Genomic DNA, 20,982 nt, shown 5'->3' on the forward strand with positions numbered 1-20,982 from the left:
GCCTAATCAGTTTGACAAGCTAGTTTACCCGCTTGGCCTCTCTTAAGGTTATCCTGACTTACCGGCGTATTCTTTATTTTTACCCTTTCCGGACCCAGAAAACCGGTAAGCTGCCGCACCACGTCTGAATCCAGGTTAACCCAAAAGCGGCGGTCCGCCAGCGCCAGTTTTTTATCCCGGGGAAAGTACAGGTAGACCGGGCATTCACCGGGATGGGAGCATAAAACCATCTGCACCCTGGTGATAGCCTCTATAGAAACTTCCGTAAAATTAATATAAAGCTCGCCATATTTGCGTAAAGCCATGGCTTCCAGCACATTGACAATGACCTTGACCTCTTCACCGCTAACACTGGTTACCCCCCTGGCCAAAACCGGATTATCTACTTTAAGCAATGAGACACATTGCTGATAACAGCGTGGAAAAATCACCAACTCCACCACGCCCGACAAATCCTCCAGGTTGGCAAAGGCCATGTTATCTCCCTTTTTGGTGGTTATTCTTTTCACCGCATTGAGCATGCCCCCCACCACCACTTCGGTGCGGTCCTCAAGTTCCGCCAGGGTTATCGTTTGGTGCGTAGTGTGCCTGATAATTGTTTCCCGGTACTGCGACAGCGGGTGCCCGCTGACATAAAGGCCCAGCGCCTCCTTTTCCATGACCAGCAAATCTCCCTGGTCAAACTCTTGTATACTGGGCATATCCAATGAAATTGTGTTTTTTACATCGTCTCCCCAGAAGTCCAGCAATGACCGCTGACCGTTTTGACGATCCTGCTGGCTGAGCTGTGCCAGTCCCAGCCCGGAATCAATAGATGCCACCATTTGTGAGCGATAGTGACCCAGAGAATCCAGCGCGCCGCTTTTGATGAGGTTTTCTATCACCCGGCGGTTGATCAGTCGGGTATCCACTCGCTGACAAAAGTCCGCAAATGATGTATAGGGGCCGCCGCCTTCCTTGATATCAATAATGCACTTAACAGCGTTTAAACCTACATTTTTAATAGCGGCCATACCAAATCTTATATTTTCGCCCGCTACCGTAAAGTTAACGCCGCTAATGTTTACGTCCGGCGGCAGTACGTCAATGCCCATGCGACGGCATTCCTCAATATAAAAAGAAACCTTATCCGTATTATCCCGCACCGATGTTAAAAGCGCCGCCATAAACTCTACCGGGTAGTTGGCTTTTAAATAAGCCGTCTGGTAGGCAACCAGCGCGTAAGCCGCCGAATGGCTTTTATTAAAGCCGTATCCGGCAAAATACTCGATTAAGTCAAATACCTGACCGGCAATATCAGCGTCCACATTATTCTTTTGCGCGCCTTCGGTAAATTGAACCCGCAGCCCGGCCAGTATTTCCGGCTTTTTCTTACCCATCGCCCGGCGCATGAGGTCGGCCTCACCCAGAGTAAATCCCCCCAGGTCACTGGCAATACGCATAACCTGTTCCTGATAAAGAATTACTCCGTAGGTGTCTTTTAATATGGGCTCCAGTAAGGGGTGCAGGTACTCCACTTTCTTCTCACCGTGCCGACCTTTAATAAAGTCCTCCACCATACCGCTGCCCAGCGGCCCGGGCCTGTACAAGGCTACCAGGGGGACTATATCCTCGAATTCCTCGGGCCTTAATTCTTTCAGTATAGCCCGCATGCCGCTGCTTTCCAGTTGGAAGACCCCCACCCCGTCGCCCCGGCAGAGCAACTCAAATGCCGGCTGGTCATCAAGGGGTATTTCACTAATGTTTATTTTTACCCCGCGGTTTTGATCAATCATGTGTACCGCGTCGGCAATCACCGTCAAGGTGCGCAGCCCCAGGAAGTCCATCTTCAGCAGCCCCAGTTCCTCAACCGGATCCTTGGCAAACTGGGTGGTCAGCGGGCCGTCCGCGGCCTTATACAGCGGCAAGTAATGCGTCAGGGGATCGCGGGTGATCACAACCCCCGCGGCGTGGGTGGAAGCATGCCGGGGCATGCCCTCCAGCAAAGCGGCCATATCGATTAACTTGTGTACTTGGGCGTTCTCCCGGTATATCTGGCTCAATTCGGGGGAGTCCCGCAAAGCTTTTTCAATAGTAATTTTTAGGTCGTTGGGCACCAACTTGGCAATGCGGTCCACATCGCCGTATGCCATGCCCATTGTTCGCCCCACATCGCGGATGGCCGCCTTGGCAGCCATCGTACCGAAGGTGGCGATCTGGGACACCCGGTCCGAGCCGTATTTTCTGGCCACATATTCAATGACCTCGCCACGCCTTTCAAAGCAGAAGTCTATATCTATATCCGGCATGGAAACCCTCTCGGGATTTAAAAACCGCTCGAACAATAAATCATACTTCAGCGGATCAAGCTCGGTGATGCCCAGTACATAAGCCACCACGCTGCCCGCAGCCGAACCGCGGCCCGGCCCCACCGGAATGCCTTGTTGCCTGGCATAGTCAATAAAGTCCCAAACAATTAGAAAATAAGCTGAAAAGCCCATTTGCTTAATTACGCCCAGTTCATAATCCAATCTTTTGAGCACGGTATCATTTATACCGCCGTAGCGCCATTCAGTACCTTTAAGGCACAGTTCCCGCAGGTAAGAGTCCAGCGTATGCCCGTCGGGCACCTTATATTCGGGCAGATGCAGTTTGCCGAATTTCAGTTCCACATTGCAGCGGTCGGCAATACGCACGGTATTTTCCATAGCCTCACTAAGCTCACCGAACAATCCGGCCATTTCCCGTTCACTTTTCAGGTACAACTCTTGGGACTGAAATTTCATGCGTCCGGGGTCGTCCAGGGTCCTGCCGGTTTGAATACACAGCAGAACATCCTGCATTTCAGCGTGCTCCCGCAAGACATAATGCACGTCATTGGTGACTACCAGAGGTATACCGGTTTTTTGGTGCAGCTGCAGCAGTCCCCGGTTGGCGATTTTTTGCTCGGCAAAACCATGGTCCTGCAGCTCCAGATAATAATTGCCTTGACCAAATATATCCACATAATCAGCTGCGCTTTGCGCCGCCTGCGCCGGGTTATCCTTTATGATATGAGAGGCTACTTCACCGGCAATACAGCCGCTTAAAGCAATTAACCCCTGACTGTGAGCCGCCAAAAGCTCTTTATCCACCCGAGGCTTGTAATAGAAGCCTTCGGTAAAAGCCAGGGAAACCAGTTTAAATAAATTTTTCAGCCCGGTGTTATTTTCCGCCAGCAACACCAGGTGGTGCAGATTATCGTCCACCCGGGGCGTGCGGTCATGCCTGGTACGCGGCGCCACGTACACCTCACAGCCAATGACCGGCTTAATATTTTGTTTTTTGCAGGTTTTGTAAAAATCTACCACGCCATACATAACTCCGTGGTCGGTAATGGCCAGTGAAGGCATGCCCATTTGGACAGCGGTTTTAACCGCATCCTTAATCCTGGCGGCCCCGTCCAGCAGGCTGTATTCGGTGTGTACATGCAAGTGGACAAACACTCTAAAAACCCCCGTTAAAATTGGTTAGCGATAGTTGGTTAGTTAAAAATTCCCCTTGCTCTCAAGGGGAATTTTATCTTAAAATTATCAGTTGCACAATATTTTTATAGCCCTATTTGATACTGTTTAATCTTTTTATACAGCCAGGCACGTGAGATACCCAACAGTTTGGCAGCCTGCAGCTTGTTGCCGCCGGTTTTATCCAGTGCTTCCAGCAGCGCCTCCCGTTCCACATTCTCCAATAAAGCCGGCAATGCTTTTTCCGCCAGCGACTGCCGACAAGTTGCTTTTTCTTTTAATAAATAATGAGGCAAGTGCGTCAACTCGATGATTTTTCCATCTACCAGGTTAAAAGCCCGTTCAATAATATTTTCCATCTCCCGCACATTACCAGGCCAGTGATAACCGATAAAAATATCGGTAACTTCTTCACTGCAACCAGTGATTTGGAGGTTAAACGAGTGGTTGAACTTATAAATAAAATGATTTACCAGACCGCTTATATCTTCTTTTCTCTCGCGCAGCGCCGGTATGTTTATGTTTACGACATTAAGCCTATAGTATAAATCCTGCCTGAATTTACCGCCGGCAATCATTTCCGCCAGATCCCTGTTTGTGGCGGCAATTATCCGCACATCCACCTTTTTGACACTTCTGCCGCCCAGTCGCTCAATTTCCTTTTCCTGCAGCACCCTGAGCATTTTCGCCTGCATAGTCAGGGGCATATCCCCTATCTCATCAAGAAAAATTGTACCACCGTGAGCCAGTTCAAATTTACCGATTTGACCGCCTTTTCTAGCGCCGGTAAAAGCGCCCTCCTGGTAGCCAAACAGTTCAGATTCCAATAGATTCTCCGGTACCGCGGCACAATTAACTTTGATAAAAGGCCCTTTACCGCGTGGTGAATGACCATGCAGAGCGTGGGCAAAGAGCTCTTTTCCGGTACCGCTTTCTCCCGTAATAAGTACCGTTGACGGCCCTCTTGCCACTCGCCGCACAATATCCTTGAGCTGATTAATGGATTTACCGGTACCGATAATATCGTTCAATGTATAATGCACACCGGAGCATTTTGCATTTGCTTGAACCGGTATATTCCGGTTGGCTAAAGCAGCCAATTTATCGAGATCATGATAAACCACCTTACTAATAGCGCCTTCTACTTTACCGTTACTGACCACCGGGTAACGACTGATCAGCACATTTTTGTTTCCGATACGCATGATCTGGCTTTGCTGAGAACGACCGTTAATCTTCATTAAATGAGTTTTAGCCTCAGGTATTATTTCAGTTATATGTTTATTTAAAATGCTCATTGGATCTTTGTTCAACAACCTTGCCAGAGCATCATTGACAAAGTTGATATAACCTTCGTTATTAATGGAGATATACCCCTCATTGGTATTATCAAATATTGATTCCAAAGCGTTTTTCTGACCGGTTACTTGTTTAAGTTCCTCAGCCAGGTGGTGCAGTTCGGTAATTTCCTGAATTACCCCAATGGCCCCCACAATGCAATTATCACGTATCATAGGAGTGCGGTTGGCTACATAAATAGCATTGCCCAGCACAAATTTTCTGCCGATGTGAGCTTGGCCGGTTTTTAAAACTTTAATTAGCCCGGTATAAGGAATAATCTCCGATACCAACCTCCCTACAGCTTGATCGGCAGTTAATGCGAACAATTTTTCACAAGCATGATTGAATATAGTAATCCTGCCACGGTGATCCACTGCTATAACCGGATTGGCCATGCTGTTAAAAACATAGCTGTCATCCTGTGTCGATATATGTTTTTTTACACTGTTGACCATAGCCATAAAATCACCTCCTTGCTTGACAAGTGTTTGATAATTTAAAATATTCAACGAAGAAAGTTAAATTCCTGCCTATATTCAATAAATAAAAAAATTTCCCCCCTTAAGGGTGTTTATGGTTCTCATGAACATGGTGTTTATGGGAGCCATGTTCATGGCGGGTATTAGCAATTTGCACTAAATTATCAATACCGGTCTCGTTCTTTAACAACTCCTGGTCATCCTTGTTTTTTAATAATACATTTAAAGTTTTAGTAACACTATCATTGTCCAAGGTCTGTACATCCAGAGCGGATAATGCCCTGGCCCAATCAATGGTTTCAGCGATGGAAGGTTTTTTGCGTAAATTCATGTTGGCTCTGATATAATTAGCTGCATTGGCAATTTGTTCAGCTATTTTTATACCGGCCTCGGGTACTTTAACCTGCAATATGCGTGATTCTTTTTCAATGGATGGAAAATCAATATATAGGTAAATACAGCGTCTTTTTAGACCGTCCGAAAGCTCTCTTTCACCGTTGCTGGTAAGCACCACAATGGGAATGTGATTGGCCAATACAGTGCCCAGTTCGGGTATGGAAACTTGGAAGTCGGATAGAACCTCAAACAAAAAGGCCTCAAATTCCGCCTCCACCTTATCTACCTCATCAATGAGCAAAACATTTTTTTCACTGGCCCGGATAGCCCGGAGCAAAGGGCGTTCCAATAGATATTCCTCACTAAATAAATTACGCTCCAACTGTTCACCCGGTGCACCGTCCCGGGAAATTTGAATTTTAATCAGCTGACGCTGGTAATTCCACTCATATAGCGCCTTATTTTCATCCAGTCCTTCGTAGCACTGCAAACGTATTAAATTAGTATCAAATATAGCGGCCAGTACCTTGGCAATTTCAGTTTTGCCCACGCCGGGTGCGCCCTCAACCAGCAGCGGCTTGTTCAAGGTTAAGGCCAGGTAGACGGTTACCACTACCTCTTCTTCGCAAATATATCCTTCACGTTCCAATGCCTCACGTAATTCCGGAATGGTAATTGACATAAAAGACCCTCCAAATCTTAATTTTATGTTAGTCTTCATTTATAAATATAGCTGTACCATTTGTCCCAACCGATCAAATTTTACGGTCGCCGGCAATCCGCTTAAGTCCGGGAAAACCGTTTTGGCGCAGAGCCTCAAAGAGCACCACTGCCACCGAGTTGGAAAGGTTTAAAGACCGGGCCTCGGTAATCATGGGAATGCGAATGCAATTATCCTTAAAACGTCGGATAACATTCTCCGGCAATCCGGCAGTTTCCTTGCCGAATACCAAAAAGTCATCCGGTCCGTATTGCACATCAGTATACACCCGCCCGGCCCGGGTGGTGGCCAGATGCAAGTGACCGCCGGGATATGCTTTCAAAAACTCGGTAAAATTATCATGATAATGTATAGTTAACAAGTGCCAGTAGTCAAGACCGGCTCTCTTTAAATACCTGTCGTCAACTGAAAAACCCAGCGGCTTTACCAGATGCAGCTCTGCACCGGTAACGGCGCAAGTGCGAGCCACGTTACCTGTGTTGGCCGGTATCTCGGGTTCCACCAGTACCAAATGCATAATTCATCAGTTCTCCTTGTCCAGGGTATGAGTCTGTTTTTTAGTCTTAAGACAATAGCCGGCCACTACACAGTCGGCACAGTGCGGAGTTCGTGCCGTACAAACAGACCGCCCGAAATGAATAATTCGGTGATGCCAAACGCCACGCTCATTTGCAGGTATCAGGTCCAGTAAATCCTTTTCCACCCGGCGGGGCGTGTTGCCATAAGAAAGACCCATCCTGCGGGCCACTCTGTAAACATGTGTATCCACAGGAAATGTCGGTTTACCAAAGGCCAGGTTCAGTACTACATTGGCAGTTTTACGGCCTACCCCGGGCAAGGCCTGCAGATCATTAAAGTTATTCGGGACTTTTCCCCCGTACCTTTCCGTCAGTATCTTGCACGTCTTAATTATATGTAAACTTTTATTACGATACAGGCCGCATCCTTTTATATCGTCAGCCAACTGTTGTTGGGGCAAAACCGCAAAATCCCGCGGTGTCTTATATTTTTCAAACAAATCGGCCGTGGTCCTGTTTACCTGTTTGTCGGTACACTGAGCGGACAGAATAACCGCTATCAACAATTCAAAGGAATTATTAAAATGCAAGGTAGGTTCTACATGCGGCAAATGCTCTGCCAGCAATTTTAAAATTTTTTTTTATCTTCCATAAAATATTCACTCCCGGTAATTATATAAATACTTTTATTTTTCTCGTATTTAATGAATATACCTGCCTAGTAAAATATTTTTTTTAGCTATAATCACCGAAGGTTGTGGCAATAATAAAAAAGGCTTTGAGGATAAAACAATTATACCGCATAAATGCTAAATTATTATAATTACCGCTGGTTTTTATTCGCCTTACTATAATTTCATAACAAGGAGGGCATTGCATGATCGCTACTTTTACCTGGGTCTTGGGAGCCGCACTGATATTGTCGCTCCTGGCCGTTTTTTTATGGTCGGCCCACAATAAACAAAAAAGATCTGTGCCTCGGCACATGCCATCGGCAGTCCGGGAAGAATTTGCCGAAGAGCTGGCTGTTCCCGTTAGTTTTCCGCCCCAGCCGGCAGCTAAACCTCAAATGCCCGAGATACCCTGGCATTACGGCCTGGATCGCATGGTGCTCATGGTGCGCGATCCTAACTGGATTTTTGCCTATTGGGAAATATCGGCCACCAAACAGCAAGAGTTTAGTGATCAGTACGGATCTGAAGCCTGGAAAAATTCCCGGTCTGTTTTACGTGTATACGATATAACGGGCGTTGATAGTTTTAACGGTGCCAATGCCAACGATTTTACCGATATTTCCATTAATGATTACGTGGATAGCTGGCATATAAACGTAGCGCGTCCTAATTCAACTTTTTGTGTGGACCTGGGCAGACTTTTCCCCGACGGTACGTTTATTACCCTCCTGCGCTCAAATATAGTGCAAACACCCGGTGCGGCAGTTTCCAACTTGCTGGATGAGGAATGGATGTGGATTGAAGGCATTTACCGCACCTTTACCCGCCTGTACATGGGCAGTTCTCCCATGCTAGCGGAAGAAGCCGGCAGAGGCATGGGCCTGATCCCCCTGGGCATAAGTTCACCCGGTCCGGGCAATAGGAAAAATTAGCATAAAAAACACGGAATAAGTCTATTATAACTGCCCGGGTATCATAAAGAACGGCACCGATAATACAATGTAATCTCAAGAATAATATCGCAGATAAAGGAGAGTAAATTTTGGCTAAAGGATACCTGTGTTTTGTACTACATGCGCATTTACCGTTTGTTAGGCATCCGGAACATGAGCATTTTTTGGAAGAAAGATGGCTTTATGAGGCCATAACGGAAACATATGTGCCATTAATTGATATTTTTGATGAACTTGTTGAAGACAACATACCTTTTCGCATCACTATTTCCCTGTCGCCACCGCTTTTAACCATGCTGGCGGACGGACTTTTGCAGGAAAGATATTTAAGACATCTAAATAAACTAATCGAACTGGCGGAAAAAGAAACATGGCGCACCAGGGAAACGGCCTTTCATCCCACCGCGCTAATGTACAGAGATAGGCTTTATCGCACCAGACACCTTTTTGCTGAAAAATATCACTGCAATATTATAAGCGCATTTAAAAAACTGCAGGATTGCGGGCGCCTGGAAGTGATCACCTGCGCCGGAACACATGGTTTTTTACCGCTGCTAATAAACCAGCCCGCGGCGGTGCGTGCCCAAATTGGCGTAGCTGTTGATCTTTATGCCGGGCACTTTGGTCACAGACCACCGGGCATTTGGCTGCCGGAATGCGCTTACACATATGGCGTGGATGATATATTAAAGGAATTCGATATAAAGTACTTTTTCACGGATACTCACGGAGTGTTATTTGCTTCGCATCGTCCCAAATACGGTATTTACGCGCCAATTTTTTGCCCCACCGGGGTAGCCGTTTTCGGCCGGGACATTGAATCATCCAAACAGGTTTGGAGCTCCAACGAAGGGTATCCGGGCGATTTCGATTATCGTGAATACTACCGCGATATAGGACATGATTTACCATACGATTATATTCACCCGTATATTCACCCTGACGGTATTAGAGTTAACACCGGTATCAAATATTTTCGTGTAACAAGTAAAGAGGGCGACAAGGAACCTTATTGCCGGGATAATGCCCTGCGCAAAGCTCAAACCCACGCCGGCAATTTCCTGTTTAACCGGGAGCACCAGATAGCGCACCTAAATTCACTTATGGACCGGGAACCGATTATTATTGCACCCTACGACGCGGAATTGTTTGGTCATTGGTGGTTTGAAGGACCGGATTGGCTAAAAAATGTGCTGCGCAAAATATATTATGATTTCCCTAATATTGAAACGGCCACACCTCTGGATTACTTAAAAAAATATTCTTGCAATCAGGTAGCCCGCCCCTGTCCATCCACCTGGGGTAACAATGGGTACAATGAAGTATGGCTGAGCAGAGAAAACGATTGGATTTATCGTCACCTGCATGTTATAGCCGAAAAAATGAGCGAGTTGGCGGAAAACAATCCTTACGCCGACGGTATCAGGCATAGAGCTCTTAAACAGGCGGCCAGGGAATTGTTGCTGGCTCAGAGCAGCGATTGGGCATTTATTATGTACACGGGCACTATGGTGGAATACGCTATAAGACGCACCAAACAGCATGTACATAATTTTTTGCGGCTATACGAACAAATTAAAAGTAATAACATAGACGAAGGCTTGCTGAGTGATCTGGAATATAAAAATAATATTTTCCCGGATATTAATTTGCATTATTTTAAGAAAGTGTCGGAACATATAGGTTCCGCCGCCGGTTAATAATGATTAAAATGTGTACAGTGTAAATAAAGATTTACAAGCTTTCCAACCCCCTGGACGGGGGTTGTTTTTTCAACTTTTATTTTGCAGAATACATTGAATATTTATTTTAGTGTAAACTATGCGATAATTTATTATCAGAATTGAATACTTGACAAAACAGGCCATATAACCGCTTGGGGAGTTAGAATTGCTTTTCAAGGGTTATATTAACCATTTATTGTTTCTTATAGTATCTGACATGTTTTTTGCAAATAAAAAATATTAATTAATTGGCAATAAAATATAAGACAAACAGCCGGGAGGTGATATCCCCCCAAAAGTGCTTGAGTATATTTGTTAATTCCATATTATTAAGGAGGTTATTTAATGTCTCACGGACACGCACCGGCCAATCCGGGACCCGCGGGCCTGGTGGCCCTGGCAATGGCTTGTTTCACATTTTACGCTGTGCATACCGGTAAAGTAGAAGGTTCAGCGATACCTCTATTGGGTATCTGGCTCATTGGCGGTTTTGTCGTGCAGGTTATTGTGGGCGTCATGGAACTAAACCACGGTAATATTGTGGGTGGCAACATCTTCACTTTTTTCTCGGCCTTTTTTATGCTGGTAACAGGTCTGGAACTAATATTTAAGTATTTTGCAGGAATATACGGCTGGGCGGTTGATGCTCGCATTGACGGCTGGGCCTGGCTGGCGCTTTCCATAGCGTTGATAACCTGGACACCCGGGTATTTTAAGTCACCGCTTAGCTTGCTGGCGGTGGTGCTGGCCCTTGATATAGCCGTTCCCGTAGTGGCTTTCATGGATATGGGGGTACTGGGTCACGAATGGCATGTCATATCCGGTAATTTTCTCGGCTTAGCCGGTGTATTCGGCCTTTATACCGCCTGGGGCGTGGTGCTGAACACAACATATGGCAGGAGTGTTATTCCCCTGGGTGCACCGATTATTAAGCCCACTCCGATTAGCGTGAGTAAAGTTAGCTGAGTTTACTCTGGGTCACACATTGTAAAAAAAGGGGCGTGCGCCCCTTTTTTACTCTCAGCCCGTTTTATTAACCGGACCGACAATTTGATTGATCTTATCAATATAAAAATCGGCCAGCGATTCCGCTATTTCCATAGTAGTACCCTCACTGAACACCCGGCACACCGGCTCTTCCGGATCCGGCAGTACCAGTGCCCAGCCGTTTGGATGGTAAACCTTTACCCCATCCAATAATTCCAAATTTTCCTGAGATCCAATATCCTCAATTAAACTGCGGATAACCGTTCCTTTGGTCGCCCAAGGCACGCCGGCTTTTTTGTCTTCCATAAAAAACACCGGAATTTCATCGATCAAACCGGCCAGATCAGTTTTATTAATTGATAAATACTCGGTTAATTTTATTACTGTGGCCAGCGCGTCAAAATGCAGCAATGCTTGTGATATTTGCGATGTATGCTTCGGTTCGGACAGGCTATCCTGGTATACCAGTTTTTCATAAAAATCCTGCACCGCTGTTTTAGTGCGCACTACCCTGGCACCGAATTTATCAGCCAATAAATCCACGGATCGAGGAGCTGTTACCGGCACCACCACCGCCTCACCCTTATAATGCAATACCAGCAAGGCGGTCAAAGACACCAAAAGGTTATCCTGCACTGTACGCCCGCGGTTATCGATGAGTACCAGATGATCAGCCCCGGAGTCCATAATCATTCCCATGGACAACCCTCGCTCGGTAACCGCGGCTGCCACCTTACCGGTCATTTCCCTGTATTGGGACCAATTAAGCGGCCATTTGACCGGCCCTTCCAGGCTAAGCCGTTCCAGAGTTATGTTTAATTCCCGGCATAACGGCTTTAAAAATTTACCTGAGCAATCGGGATCAAATATAGCTGCAATAGTCAGCCCCATCGCCCGGATAGAGTTTATGTCGATATTTTGCAACAAGAACTGAACATAACTTTCCGGTATTTCGGGAGCAAGCCGGGACTCCGTTATCTGAGCAAATCCCGCCCGTTTAAAATCTTCCCGGGTCAGCAAATTCTCCACTTTGCGCTCCAAGCTTCTGGATATATGACCGCCCCTGTCATTGGTAAAAACTATATTAACTGCTCCGGCTTGCCTGGGGGATATTCTTACATGCATCCCCCCGTCACACTTTAGCCGGCGCACCCCAAAACGATGCATGGGGGTAATACCCTCGGGCAATTGATATACCTGTGCCCCTGCCGACTGTAAACCACAGTTTAAGGCATCCCTGATCATTTTGGAGGGTGGGTAAACATCACTGCTTATACATACAAGCGGCGCCGTGCCCAGAGCGCCCGCAAAAGCTGCCGCTATACGGGAGGCAAATTCCGGGGTTATTTCCACATTGACAATACCCGATACCCCCTCCAATCCAAAAACATGTCTGGGCGCACGGCTGCCCCAAACCATACTTTCCCTCACCACCGTACCGGTCTCCACTGTTTTATGCGGCCATAGCTTAATATCGGGATTAATCACACATCTTTCTTTAATTATCGTATTACTGCCGATAACCGCCCCTTCATAGACACTGCTTCCGGATTGTACCTGCGCTCCGCTGCCCAACACCGCGCCTCGCAGGTTAACCCCGGGAGCAATGAATACATTATTCCAAAGCACACTCCTCTTGATGGAAGCGCCGTCCTGGATCATGCATCCCTTACCGATCACGGTATACCGGTCTATGGTCACTCCTTTGCCTATTACGGTACCGTCACCAAGCAGCACCGGTCCATTTATTACAGCAGTGTCATCAATATGGGCATCCCGGCCGACAAACACCCCGGGCTTTATCTCCTTCTCGGGCAGCGTCAGTCCGACAGCGCCGGAAAGAAAATCGTAATGAGCTTGTAAATACTGCCTTAAATCACCAATGTCACACCAGTAGCCGTCCAGTACCACCCCAAACAGCGGCTTGCCCGCATTTAGAAGCAAAGGAAACAAATCTTTGCTAAAGTCAAATTTTTGGCCCGACGGTACATAATCCAGCACTTCGGGTTCCAAAATGTAAATACCGGTATTTACGGTATCGCTAAATACCTCACCCCAGCTGGGCTTTTCCAAGAACTGGTTGATGTGCCCTCCAGCACCGGTTATGACCACGCCATATTCCAACGGGCAAGTTACTTTAGTCAATACCAGCGTGGCTAAAGCACCTTTACTCTTATGGAAAGCCATAGCCTCGGTAAGATTAAAATCAGTTAATGCATCGCCGCTTATTACCAAAAATGTTTGATCTAAAAACTTTTCGGCGTTTTTTACACTGCCCGCTGTGCCCAGGGGAGTCTCTTCAATAAAATACTTCAAATTAATACTGTAATCACTGCCATTGCCATAATAACTGCTGATAGCCTCCGGCATATACTGTAGGGTAACTCCGATATCAGTGAAATTATGTTTTCGTAAAAGTTCGATAATACTGGTCATAATCGGTCGGTTCAGCACCGGTACCATTGGTTTGGGAATGCCGCAGGTAAGCGGTCGTAAGCGAGATCCCTCGCCACCCGCCATGATAATGGCTTTCAATATAACATCCCTCCAAAAAATGATCTTGGGCCGGCAGAGGTTAGTTCTTGCCCAGCACCTTGGAAAAACGACCGAACAGGCCACCCTGGCGGACATGCCAGTTGCTGCTGCGGTGCTCATCCCACACCTTTTGATAAACAAGCAATGTTTTAGCCGCTATATCCTGCCAGCTAAAATGCCGCAAAACCTTTCGATAAGCGTTTTGCCGGAGCTGTTTAGCCTGCCGGGGATGCAGCAGCATACTAATAATCATATCGGCCAGGGAACGGGGATTACCAGGGTATGCTTTTAAGCCATCCACGTTATGTATAACAATTTCACTTAGACCACCGGTATCGGAGACCACTACCGGTATGTGAGCCGCCATTGCCTCCAGGGCTACAATGCCGAAAGGTTCATACAAGCTGGGAAAAACAGCCACATCCGACCAGCTGTAGAGTGAATTGCGCGTGTAATCATCAATATAACCGGTAAAATAGATGCTCTGGGCTATGCCCATGCGGGAGGCCTGATCCTGCAGCTCCTGCATATAAGGGCCTTTTCCCGCAATTACAAATTTAGTATTCGGCACCCGGGCCAGTATCATGGGCACGGCATCAATTAATACCTGCACACCTTTTTCACGCACCAACCGCCCTACATAGAAAACTATTTTCTCGTCGGGGGAGGCATAGTCGTTGCGAGAACTTTTATCATTTTTATGCGCGAAATTATTCGGATCTACGCCATTGGGAATAATCTTTAATTTATCATCGGGAATTTGAAATACATACTTCATCTCCCCTTCCATATAGTGACTGCAGCAGATCACCTGCCAGGCCTCATAACAAAGCCACCATTCCACATCACTGATGTGTCGCTGAGTGTCGTTGTGCAATCCATAATTTCTGCCGTATTCCGTGGCATGGATAGTTGCCACCAGCGGTATGTGAAAGGCATGTTTTAAAGCCCTGACAGCATAGGCCACTATCCAATCATGGCCGTGTATTACATTAAAGCCCTCGTTTTCACTCAGTACCGGAATGGCTTTTTCCAACATTGCCACGTTCAACTGGGCTACCCAGGTGGTAAAGTCGGGGGATGAAACATTATAAGGTATCACCCGGTACACCTGAATACCATTCACCCTTTCCATTTCGGGCAGACCCGGTTCACCCATAGTGAATAGGTGTATTTCAACACCGATATTAGAAAGGGCATTGGTCAGATCATACACATGTTGCGCCAATCCACCCACGCTTTTGGGGGGGTATTCCCAGGAAAACATAGCTACACGCATTAATAAAATGGTCCTCCTTGTCAGGATTAATATGCTCTGAATAGACAGCATTTATATAATATGTAAGAGACAGCTAAATTATTAAAAAAGTTTGCATTAATATTAAATTAAAGCACTAAGTCCAGCATATTATCCTTAATTGTCTTATATGACGAAAATGCACATAAAAATACAACAACACCTGCCGCCGGCAACAGGTGTTATCTATAGAACGCCGCTGTAACGTTGGTTATGGCAGTATGGCTTAATGCTTTCTTCCGTTATGGATTTCAAAACTCCAATTAATGCCGTTATTATTGTCCCAGTTGCCGCAGCCATCATGAAAACAGAAATTAAACCGGCTATTGTCCGGCATTTCCAGGGTTTTTACCCATCCCCAACCTGTTTTCGACATGCAATGGGTTTGGATATTTCGCCAATCCCGAGAGTTGCCATAACCGACATGCAAATATACCCGGGCGGCTCCGCCGGCCGCCAGCAACCCGTCATACAACACGGTAATCTCTTCGCCGCTGGTAATAGGGGTGGGATCAACCACTACTCCTCCCGGATAACGTGCTTGGTGCATAGCCTTGAGTTTATATTCTCCCGAACCGAAGTTGGTGGGATTAGCCATAAATATCGCCTCCGTTTGGTATATTTAAATTTAAAGTTAAAATTATTATCCTTCACCGTATTCATTTTTATGCACCCCAAACACGGGTGTATATGGCAGTGGCAGACATGCAAATAAAGCGATATGGCTAACTTATTAATACTAACGAACATAAAACAGAAAAAGCGTTTGGCATCCCCAACTGTGGGTTGCTAAACGCTCTTTATCAAGCCAGTTACAAACCTATACCTTATCTTAATCACATTGCTGATAAAGAATAACGCCTGTTAATCGTACTCATCATTATTTAAGCATATTATATTTATCAAGCTCCAGGACCTCCCATTCTTACAAGCGGGAGATCCTATTTTTGCTTCAAGTAGGGTAGAATCTCCATCTGAAATCCCGATGTTCAGCTTTAGCCGAACGAGTTTACCGGCAAGGCTGATCAAATATTTAGTCCCTCTTAATCCCCCCAAAGTAATCCTCATAAATATACATCAGTTCCTTGTCAAACAAGGGACGCTTCATGGAAACCGTGTAAGAACGGATCTTTGGCAGCAATTCCTCAGCCTGATGCTCAGTTAAACGAATGCCGTATTCCGCATATTTTGCTTTAAGGGCCGCGGTACCCGAGTGTTTACCCACCATAATTTGCCTTTCCAAGCCTACTTCTTCGGGCAGGAACGGCTCATAGGTTTTGGGGTTTTTCAGCGCTCCGTCAGCATGGATACCCGACTCGTGGGCAAACATATTGGATCCGACAATAGCCTTCCAGGCCGGCAGTTCACGGCCTGAAGCACGTGATACATATTCCGCTACTTCCCGGAACATCTCTGTTTTGAAACCAAGATCAATTTTAAACAAATGTTTCAGGGCCATAACCACTTCTTCCAGCGCCGAGTTACCGGCCCGCTCACCCAAACCGATTACGGTAACGCCAATCCACTTGGCACCGGCCATTACACCGGCCAGAGCATTGGCGGTAGCCATACCGAAATCATTGTGAGTATGCATTTCAACGTCAATTTTCACATTCTCGACTATCTGTTTGATGTTGTCGTAAGTAGTAAACGGCTCTAATATGCCCACGGTATCACAATAACGCAAACGGTTGGCGCCGGCTTCCTTGGCGGCCAGGGCGAACTGAGTCAGAAATCCCATGTCACTGCGGGAAGCGTCCTCAGCATTAACAGAAATATACATGCCTTCTTTTTTGGCAAATTCCACAGCGGCAACCATATGTTCCAATACCCATTCCCGGCTGGTTCTGAGTTTATGTTTGATATGGATATCGGAAGTAGAAATAGAAATGGCCACCGCATCCACACCACATTCGATAGATGCTTCAATGTCCTTGATTACCGGGCGATTCCAGCCCATAATACTGGCCTTAAGTCCCGAACGACATATTTTGCTGATGGCTTTCTTTTCGTCGCCGCCCATAACGGGTACACCCGCTTCTATTTGGTGCACACCCATTTCATCCAAAAATTTAGCGATTCTCACCTTTTCCCGGTTGGCGAATACTACACCGGCGGTTTGTTCACCATCCCGCAAAGTTGTGTCAACAATTAAAATGTCCTTATTTGGCAGAGTTGGTCTCTCAATCATTTAATTATCTTCCTTTCCTTCCAGGTTACTTATTATATAAGCTTATTTAGCATAAGTATGTATGCCAAAATTTAAATACAATTATAATTTTATCATATTCCTTCCAAAGTGAAAAGGTTTAGTAACGTATAATGCTGTATACATGGCATATGTCCAAAATGCAAATAATGCATAAAATAAAATAATTTGAGCAGGGTATGCCCTGCTCGTGAATTTGCCGAATTCCAAGACGCCTACTTCTATGAGTGGGAGATTATATTTTACTTCAGGTGGGGTAGAATCTCCATCTGAAGCCCCGATGTTCAGCTTTAGCTGGACGAGTTTACTGATCCAGCTTCTCCTTTAGCAGTTTATTAACTACTCCCGGGTTGGCTTTACCTTTGGTAGATTTCATCACCTGGCCCACTAAAAATCCGATGGCCTTTTCTTTGCCGGCCCGATAATCTTCTGCTGATTTGGGGTTGGCGGCAATTACTTCCTCTACCACTTTGTCGATCAGTCCCGTATCACTGATTTGCACCAGCCCTTTTTCCTCCACCACTTTATCGGGGTCTTTTCCGGTGTTGAACATCTCCTCAAAGACAGTTTTGGCAATTTTCCCGCTGATAGTACCCTTATCCAACAGCTGCAGCATTTTGGCCAGTTTACCCGGACTAATACGTATATCGCCTATTTCCCGGCCGCTGGCATTCATCATTTTGGCCAGATCCCCCATCACCCAGTTGCTGACCAGTTTGGGGTTGGCAAAAAGCCTTACACACTCTTCATAATAATCCGCCAGCTCACGAGTGGCTGTCAGTACCGCGGCATCGTACTCCGGCAATCCATGGGCGTTCACAAAACGTTTCCTGCGTTCATCGGGCAATTCGGGCAAGCCGGCTGCTATATCATCAACCCACTTGCGGTCAATAACCAGCGGCGGCAAATCGGGATCGGGGAAGTAACGGTAATCGTGGGCCTCCTCCTTGCTGCGCAAGGACAGCGTTACACCTCCGGCTTCGTCCCAAGTTCTGGTTTCCTGGATCACCTTTGCGCCGTCTTCCACCAATTCTGTTTGTCGTTCGATTTCGTAGGTTATCGCTTTATGCAAAGCTTTGAATGAATTCATATTTTTTAGCTCGGCCTTGGTACCCAGTTCAATCTGTCCCACCGGTCTTACGGATATATTGGCGTCGCAGCGCAGTGAGCCCTCCTGCATTTTACAATCACTAACCCCGGTATACTGGATAATCGCCTTTAATTTTTCCAGGTAGGCTACAGCTTCGTCGGCGCTGGCCATATCGGGTTCGGAAACGATTTCAATCAGCGGCACTCCGGTGCGATTGTAATCCACCAGCGAGAAAGGAGTGGTGGAAATTGTACCCTGGTGCACCAATTTACCGGCGTCCTCCTCCATGTGCACACGGGTAATGCCAATGCGTTTATCAGCTCCGTCTACATTTATTTCCAAATGGCCGTGTTCGGCAATTGGTAAATCATACTGAGATATTTGATAGTTTTTGGGCAAATCGGGGTAATAATAATTTTTACGATCGAACTTAGAAAAAGAAGCAATTTGGCAATTCAGCGCCAGTCCGGCTTTTATAGCATACTCCACCACTTTTTTATTTACTACGGGCAGCACTCCGGGTAACCCCAGGCATACCGGACATACGTGATGGTTGGGATCAGCGCCGAATTCAGTGCTGGAACTACAAAAAATTTTAGTATTGGTTTTTAATTCAACGTGCACTTCCAGGCCGATAACGGCCTCATATTGAGCCAATTGGGTACACCTCCAGGGATTTACTCAGGTAACTTGCAATGATGGTCGGTATTTTGTTCAAAGGCATAGGCAGCCCGCAGTATATCACCTTCGCCGAAGGGCCGGCCCATTAATTGCAGTCCCACAGGCAGTTTGTCGGCCATACCGGCAGGGATGGAAATTGCGGGGATCCCGGCCAGGTTTACCGCCAGTGTGCAGATATCCACCATGTACATCTGCAGCGGATCATCCATCTTTTCACCTCGTTTAAATGCGGTAACGGGAGAAGTGGGGCCCAGCAGCAGGTCAAATTTTTCAAAGGCCCGGTCAAAATCGGCTTTAATCAGGGTACGAACTTTCAAAGCCTGGTTATAATAGGCATCATAGTAGCCTGCGGAAAGGGCATAGGTGCCCAGCATTATTCTCCTTTTTACCTCCGCTCCAAAGCCCTCGCTGCGGGTTTGCATAAACATATCCGCTAAATCCCCGGCGTTTTCGGCCCGGTACCCGTAGCGTACTCCGTCATAGCGAGCCAGGTTGGAACTGGCCTCAGCCGGGGCGATCAGATAATAAGCCGGCAGGGCGTATTCGGTGTGCGGCAGAGTGGTTTCCTCCACCACGGCGCCCAGCCCGGAGTATACATTGATAGCTTTTCTTATAACCTCCTTAACTGCCGGGTCGATGCCTTCGCCCATATATTCGCGGGGCACACCGATTTTCATGCTCTTTATATCTTCTTTGAGAAAAGATGTGTAATCCGGCGTGTCGTAGGGTGCCGAAGTGGAGTCCTTGGGGTCATGCCCGCAAATAACGTTTAAAAGCCAGGCACAGTCGGTAACATCCCTGGCAAAGGGGCCGATCTGGTCCAGCGAGGAGGCGTAAGCCACCAGGCCATAACGGGACACAGCACCATAGGTGGGCTTCATACCCACTACCCCGCAAAATGAGGCCGGCTGGCGAATAGAGCCGCCGGTATCGGAACCCAGAGCCAGCACAGCTTCACCGACCGCCACCGCAGCCGCCGAGCCGCCGCTGGACCCTCCCGGCACCCTGTCGGTATCCCAGGGATTGCAGGTGGCAAAGAAAGCCGAATTTTCACAGGATGAGCCCATAGCAAACTCGTCCAGGTTGGTTTTGCCTATTATCACCGCCCGGGCTTCGTTTAATCGTTCCAGAACGGCAGCGTTATAGGGAGGTATGTAATTATATAAGATTTTAGAAGCACAGGTAGTGCGCACCCCTTGAGTGCACATATTATCCTTTACGGCCACCGGTATACCGGCCAAAGGAGGCAATTCTTCACCCGCGGCTCTGGCCTTGTCCACCGACCGGGCGCTGCTGATCGCCTGGTCTTTGGTTAAAGTAATATAAGCTCGTATTCTATCCTCCACTTGCTCAATGCGGTTAAAAACCGCCCGGGTAATTTCTTCGGCGCTGATTTCCTTGCTAACCAGCATATCATGTAACTGGTGTGCGGTTGAGTAATATAATGGCAATTAATTTCCCTCCAGCCGTTGATCCAAATTCCAACTAAACCAAATGTAAACCAAATACATTAACAAAGTAACGTTTCTTAACCAATACTTTTATATAACCTCACTCAAGATATGTTCGGCCTGTTATACAATCTTGGGCACTTTAAAAAAGTTATCCTGCCGGTCGGGCGCGTTGGTCAGTACTTTATCCACCGGCATATGCTTGTCCGCCTTGTCTTCACGAAAAACGTTCTGCAAAGGCAGCACATGCGCGGTTGGAGGTATGTCGCCTGTATTCAGGTCCTGCAATTTGCGGGCGTGATCCAATATATCGCTCAGCTGCCTGGCATAAAGCTGCTTTTCCTCCGCGTTTAGGTTCAAACGAGCCAGTAATGCCACATGTTCAACGTCTTTTATGCTTATCATGCTACACCTTCCTTATCTCTCAAAAACTGACATTATTATACCAGAGCCCTCTTAAGCGGGCAACCCGGGTTGCTCCGTCCGGCGAACGCCTGCCCGGTA

15 protein-coding genes are annotated in these 20,982 nt (G+C 46.8%); 3 read left to right on the forward strand and 12 right to left on the reverse strand.

Annotation, left to right across the window (positions count from 1 at the left end; genetic code table 11):
- Positions 1-2 precede the first annotated feature (2 nt).
- The 5 genes from ABDB91_RS09340 to nth form a co-directional block, all read right to left on the reverse strand.
- Entirely contained in the window at positions 3-3,464 is a 3,462-nt protein-coding gene (locus ABDB91_RS09340) for a DNA polymerase III subunit alpha (RefSeq protein ID WP_347491321.1), read from the reverse strand.
- Positions 3,465-3,568: 104 nt separating this feature from the next.
- Positions 3,569-5,284 (reverse strand): sigma 54-interacting transcriptional regulator, encoded by a 1,716-nt coding sequence (locus tag ABDB91_RS09345; protein ID WP_347491322.1) that lies wholly within the window; start codon positions 5,282-5,284, stop codon positions 3,569-3,571.
- A 100-nt stretch (positions 5,285-5,384) separates the two neighbouring features.
- The gene (locus tag ABDB91_RS09350) at positions 5,385-6,320 is read right to left on the reverse strand and encodes a MoxR family ATPase (RefSeq protein ID WP_347491323.1); all 936 of its coding nucleotides are present in this window, start codon (positions 6,318-6,320) and stop codon (positions 5,385-5,387) included.
- A gap of 73 nt (positions 6,321-6,393) precedes the next feature.
- Complete coding sequence (gene trmL, locus ABDB91_RS09355; RefSeq protein ID WP_347491324.1) at positions 6,394-6,876, reverse strand: tRNA (uridine(34)/cytosine(34)/5-carboxymethylaminomethyluridine(34)-2'-O)-methyltransferase TrmL; 483 nt, start codon at positions 6,874-6,876, stop codon at positions 6,394-6,396.
- Between the two features lie 6 nt (positions 6,877-6,882).
- Complete coding sequence (gene nth, locus ABDB91_RS09360; protein WP_347491325.1) at positions 6,883-7,503, reverse strand: endonuclease III; 621 nt, start codon at positions 7,501-7,503, stop codon at positions 6,883-6,885.
- A 251-nt stretch (positions 7,504-7,754) separates the two neighbouring features.
- Between nth and ABDB91_RS09365 the strand changes: the two genes are divergently transcribed.
- The 3 genes from ABDB91_RS09365 (at position 7,755) to ABDB91_RS09375 (ending at position 11,194) form a co-directional block, all read left to right on the forward strand.
- Positions 7,755-8,483: a DUF4912 domain-containing protein gene (locus ABDB91_RS09365; protein WP_347491326.1), complete on the forward strand. Its 729-nt coding sequence runs from the start codon at positions 7,755-7,757 to the stop codon at positions 8,481-8,483.
- Between the two features lie 110 nt (positions 8,484-8,593).
- Positions 8,594-10,204 (forward strand): 1,4-alpha-glucan branching protein domain-containing protein, encoded by a 1,611-nt coding sequence (locus ABDB91_RS09370; RefSeq protein WP_347491327.1) that lies wholly within the window; start codon positions 8,594-8,596, stop codon positions 10,202-10,204.
- Positions 10,205-10,573: 369 nt separating this feature from the next.
- Complete coding sequence (locus ABDB91_RS09375; protein ID WP_347491328.1) at positions 10,574-11,194, forward strand: GPR1/FUN34/YaaH family transporter; 621 nt, start codon at positions 10,574-10,576, stop codon at positions 11,192-11,194.
- A gap of 54 nt (positions 11,195-11,248) precedes the next feature.
- On the opposite strand, the gene ABDB91_RS09380 is transcribed toward ABDB91_RS09375, so the two are convergent.
- The 7 genes from ABDB91_RS09380 to gatC all read right to left on the reverse strand — a co-directional run bounded on the left by ABDB91_RS09380 (position 11,249) and on the right by gatC (position 20,883).
- Positions 11,249-13,750, reverse strand: a complete 2,502-nt coding sequence (locus ABDB91_RS09380; protein ID WP_347491329.1) for a sugar phosphate nucleotidyltransferase — start codon at positions 13,748-13,750, stop codon at positions 11,249-11,251.
- 40 nt (positions 13,751-13,790) lie between these two features.
- The gene (locus tag ABDB91_RS09385; RefSeq protein WP_347491330.1) at positions 13,791-15,029 is read right to left on the reverse strand and encodes a glycosyltransferase family 4 protein; all 1,239 of its coding nucleotides are present in this window, start codon (positions 15,027-15,029) and stop codon (positions 13,791-13,793) included.
- Between the two features lie 244 nt (positions 15,030-15,273).
- Complete coding sequence (locus ABDB91_RS09390; protein WP_347491331.1) at positions 15,274-15,645, reverse strand: carbohydrate-binding protein; 372 nt, start codon at positions 15,643-15,645, stop codon at positions 15,274-15,276.
- Positions 15,646-16,080: 435 nt separating this feature from the next.
- Positions 16,081-17,238, reverse strand: coding sequence for a homocitrate synthase (gene nifV / locus ABDB91_RS09395; RefSeq protein ID WP_347491332.1), 1,158 nt, complete (start codon positions 17,236-17,238; stop codon positions 16,081-16,083).
- 322 nt (positions 17,239-17,560) lie between these two features.
- Positions 17,561-19,003: an Asp-tRNA(Asn)/Glu-tRNA(Gln) amidotransferase subunit GatB gene (gene gatB / locus ABDB91_RS09400; protein ID WP_347491333.1), complete on the reverse strand. Its 1,443-nt coding sequence runs from the start codon at positions 19,001-19,003 to the stop codon at positions 17,561-17,563.
- A 20-nt stretch (positions 19,004-19,023) separates the two neighbouring features.
- Positions 19,024-20,478, reverse strand: a complete 1,455-nt coding sequence (gene gatA, locus ABDB91_RS09405) for an Asp-tRNA(Asn)/Glu-tRNA(Gln) amidotransferase subunit GatA (protein WP_347491334.1) — start codon at positions 20,476-20,478, stop codon at positions 19,024-19,026.
- A 123-nt stretch (positions 20,479-20,601) separates the two neighbouring features.
- The gene (gene gatC / locus ABDB91_RS09410) at positions 20,602-20,883 is read right to left on the reverse strand and encodes an Asp-tRNA(Asn)/Glu-tRNA(Gln) amidotransferase subunit GatC (protein WP_347491335.1); all 282 of its coding nucleotides are present in this window, start codon (positions 20,881-20,883) and stop codon (positions 20,602-20,604) included.
- Positions 20,884-20,982 lie beyond the last annotated feature (99 nt).

The sequence above is a fragment of the Desulfoscipio sp. XC116 genome, assembly GCF_039851975.1.
Taxonomy (GTDB): Bacteria; Bacillota; Desulfotomaculia; order Desulfotomaculales; family Desulfallaceae; genus Sporotomaculum.